Source organism: Mesorhizobium sp. M5C.F.Ca.IN.020.29.1.1 (assembly GCF_003997375.1).
Classification (GTDB): Bacteria; Pseudomonadota; Alphaproteobacteria; order Rhizobiales; family Rhizobiaceae; genus Mesorhizobium; species Mesorhizobium wenxiniae.
Window position 1 is genome coordinate 1 of sequence record NZ_RZSW01000588.1, and the last position, 3,664, is coordinate 3,664.

At 60.9% G+C, this 3,664-nt stretch carries 4 protein-coding genes; 1 reads left to right on the forward strand and 3 read right to left on the reverse strand.

Annotated features, from left to right (window positions below):
* Nucleotides 1-186 (reverse strand): D-lyxose/D-mannose family sugar isomerase (locus tag EOA85_RS30230; protein WP_127212185.1); only part of this gene is annotated, 186 nt, incomplete at its 3' end.
* A gap of 150 nt (nt 187-336) precedes the next feature.
* Between EOA85_RS30230 and EOA85_RS30235 the strand changes: the two genes are divergently transcribed.
* Nucleotides 337-1,395 (forward strand): D-TA family PLP-dependent enzyme, encoded by a 1,059-nt coding sequence (locus EOA85_RS30235; RefSeq protein ID WP_127212186.1) that lies wholly within the window; start codon nt 337-339, stop codon nt 1,393-1,395.
* 33 nt (nt 1,396-1,428) lie between these two features.
* On the opposite strand, the gene EOA85_RS30240 is transcribed toward EOA85_RS30235, so the two are convergent.
* Both EOA85_RS30240 and EOA85_RS30245 read right to left on the reverse strand, forming a co-directional pair.
* Nucleotides 1,429-3,060, reverse strand: a complete 1,632-nt coding sequence (locus EOA85_RS30240) for a sulfotransferase (RefSeq protein ID WP_127212187.1) — start codon at nt 3,058-3,060, stop codon at nt 1,429-1,431.
* A gap of 45 nt (nt 3,061-3,105) precedes the next feature.
* On the reverse strand, nt 3,106-3,664 hold a 559-nt coding region (locus tag EOA85_RS30245), incomplete at its 5' end, for an outer membrane beta-barrel protein (RefSeq protein ID WP_164759979.1).

Below are 3,664 nucleotides of genomic sequence, written 5' to 3' on the forward strand. Positions count from 1 at the left end.
GAACTTGCCCTGGCCGTAATCGGTGATGTCCCAGCCAAGCCGGGACGAGAAGATGGCCGACGAATCCTGCCGGCGCGCCTTCATCTCTTCGGGTGACCAATAGGCGAAGGGCGGCATTATGTAGCCGAACGAGCGAATGAAGGTGTCGGCGTCGCGGATGATGTCGTTGATGGCGGAGCGTTTCATGATCGTGGTTCCTTCCAGTCGGCCTAGGCGATCTCCAAACCGAATAGCCGAACGCCGATCCGGTGTCGACGTAAACTGCATGAGCTGGCCTCATGACATCCGGTTCGATCGAGGTCATAACGGCAACCAGTTTCCTGATGGTGGCATCCCATGCTGAGGATAGAAGATCTCGATACGCCGGCGATCCTGATCGATGTCGACCGCGCCGAAGCCAACATCGCGCGGGCGCAGGCCCATGCCGATCGCCATGGTCTGAAGCTCAGGCCGCACATCAAGACCCACAAATTGCCTTACTGGGCAAAGAAGCAGATCGCAGCGGGTGCGGTCGGCATCACCTGCCAGAAGATCGGTGAAGCCGAGGTCATGGCCGATTCCGGCCTCACCGATATTTTTCTCCCTTATAACATTCTGGGCAAGGCCAAGCTGGAGCGCCTCAAGGCGCTGCACGGTCGTGTGACGCTGTCGGTGACATCAGACAGCCTGGAAACACTTGCGGGCCTCGCCGCCACCTTCACCGATCCAGGCCAGCCGCTACAGGTGCTGGTGGAATGCGACACCGGCATGGGCCGCTGCGGCGTCCAGTCGGCCAGCGAGGCGGTCGCATTGGCCAGGGAGATCGACAAGGCCAGGGGGCTCGCCTTCGGCGGGTTGATGACCTATCCGGCGGCAGGCCGCGCTGCCGAGGCCGAGACGTGGCTCGCCGGCGCGCGCCAGGCGCTCGCCGAATTCGGCTTTGGCTGCGAACGCATCTCCAGCGGCGGCACGCCGGATATGTGGCGCTCAAGCGAGGCTTCCGTCGTTACCGAGTACCGCCCCGGCACCTACATCTATCTTGACCGCTACCAGGTCGGCAAAGGCGTCGGGAGTCTCGACGACTGCGCGCTGACGGTGCTGTCGACGGTGGTCAGCCATCCGACGCCGACACGGGCCGTCCTCGATGCCGGCAGCAAGGCCTTGTCTAGCGATACGCTGGGGCTGCCTGATTTCGGCGAATTGCTGGGTATTCCGGGCGCTACCGTCACCGGCCTCAGCGAAGAGCACGGCAACGTCACGCTTTCCGGCGACGCCAGGCTGCGTATCGGCGATCGCGTGCGAATCGTGCCCGACCATTGCTGCGTCGTCACCAATCTGTTCGACGAGATCCACCTGATCGCCGGAGAACGGGTGCTGGAGACGCTGCCGGTGGCGGCTCGTGGCCGCATGGGATGAGTTCGACGTCGTTCGGGGCGAACGACCATTTGATCAAAGTTGGACAAGCGGACCCAGTGCAGCCTTCAATGGATCGAGGGCATCGCCGTACAGTTTCCAGCGCTCTACAGAGGACGAATAGATCGGCTGGCGCACCTGCCAGCGGCTTGGCGTTCGTACCGTGCGCTCGGTTTCGTGGAAATGCAGACAAGCATCGTCCCATTCCATGCCGAAAAATCCAATCAATCCACGGGCGCGGGTTTCGAAATCGGCCACGGTTTCTTCGTAAGGCATGTCGTGGATGGCCAGCGGAACGACCTTGGCCCAGTGGCGCATCAAGCGATCATATTGCCGGTAATACTGCCCAAGCTTGGTCAGATCGGCATTGTAGCCGTGGGCATCGGAAAAATTATGCATGAAACAGGACGTGCAATTGTCCATCGGGTCACGCCGGCAGTGGACGATGCGGGCATTTGGCAAAATGAGACCGATGAAAGCCAGCAGCTCGAAATTATGCGGCATCTTGTCGACGACACGCGCCGCCTTGCCGTTGCGCTTGTTGAGATGGCCGAGATATTTCGAGCCAAGCTCCTTCGCCTTCGTCGGTGTGAGCGAAACCATGGCCTTGGCGAAAATCGCCGGATCAGGCTGGTCGAATCCAAGTTCGCCGGCCAATGAACGGATCGTCGCCAGCTCGCCGGCGCCATAGATATCGTGATGGCTGGCGCATATCTGCTCGGTCAGCGTCGTTCCTGAACGGGGCATACCGATGATGAAGACCGGACGTTCGGACGGATTGCCGAACTTTGGCCGCGCTTCGAAAAAGCCGGCGTCGAAAGTCTCGACGAAGCTGTCATAGAGTCGCGTGTGCAGGGCAATGTCGAAATCATTGCCGGAGATTGCCTTGGCCCGGGCGAAATGGCGGATGGCCAGGCCATACTCGTGCTGGTCGTTGAGGATTTTTCCGGCGGCGTGATGCAGGATAACCCGCTCGCGATCGGTGGTCATCGGCAGTTCGAGGCGGGCCTGCAGCAAAGCCAGAGCTGGATCGCCCTTGACGGCCCGACGCGCGAGCGCCAGCCCGGACAGCGCCTCGACACTTGCCTTGTCGATGGCGATGGCACGGCCAAAGCATTCGACCGCCTCGGCTTGCCGGCCCATGTCGGTGAGCAGGTCGCCCATACCGACCAGCGCCGTCAGCGATTGGCTGTCGACCGCTAATGCACGGCGATAGAAACCCTCGGCGACGTCGCCCTCGAGTTGGCTCCGGTAGGATTTGCCGAGATTGCACAATGCCTCGACCAGCCGGCCGTCGAGCTCGATCGCTTTTCTCAGCTGTTTGCGCGCCTGCTCGATGCTGCCGATCATATTGTAGGCATTGCCGAGATTGTTGCGGAAAATGGCGTTGCCCGGTTCGAGCTTGACCGCACGCTTCATAAAGTCGATGGCCGTCTCATTTTGCTGGGCCTCGATCGCCAGCGTGCCCATCAAATTCAGCGCCATGGCATTTTTGGGCTGACGTCGAAGCACCGTCTGATAGCAGAACTCGGCTTCGCGAAAGCGCTTGCCGCGCTGCAGGTCGATGCCGCGCTGCAACGTCTCCAGCGCCGGCTCGCCAGCGGTCGGGAGAAAATCCTGCGCCATGGCCGGTAGACCGACGGGCTGCCGGCGTGGCAAGAGTGGCATGCTTCACCCCCAATCGCCGGATATCACGGCAATCAGCGTGACCAATCAGAATTTGAACGTAACGCCAAGCTGCAGATTGTGGGAATTCAACTTGCCGTTCGAGAATACAGCATCGCCTTCGCGGGAGGAATCGAAGTCGACGCTGGAGACGGCCTTGAACCTGTAGCCGAAATCGAGGTCGATATTCTGCGCAAGCGCGTAGGTGACGCCGGCTCCCGCCTGGCCGGCGAAACCCCACCCACCAGATCCGTATCCATAGGCGTGACCACCCCAAGTTGTGTCGGCGGTCACATGGGCGGCGCCGATGCCGCCACCGACGTAGAGCTTGGCATCTCCAAAATGGGCAACATCGGCCCAGACGTTGGCGAGCAGATAGGTAGCGGACAAATCGCCGTCAGCCGGAAACCAGGGATGCCCACCTTCCAGATACGAACTCGCCTTGTAGCGCGCATAAGACAGTTCGCCTTCGACGCGAAACACATCGTTGAGCCGCCTACCGACGACGCCGCCGATCACGAAGCCGGTATCGAAGTCCATCGAAAAGTCGTTGTTGTAGTAATCGGCATGTGTTTTCACGCGATTCGGGAAGCTGGCGCCGCCAAAC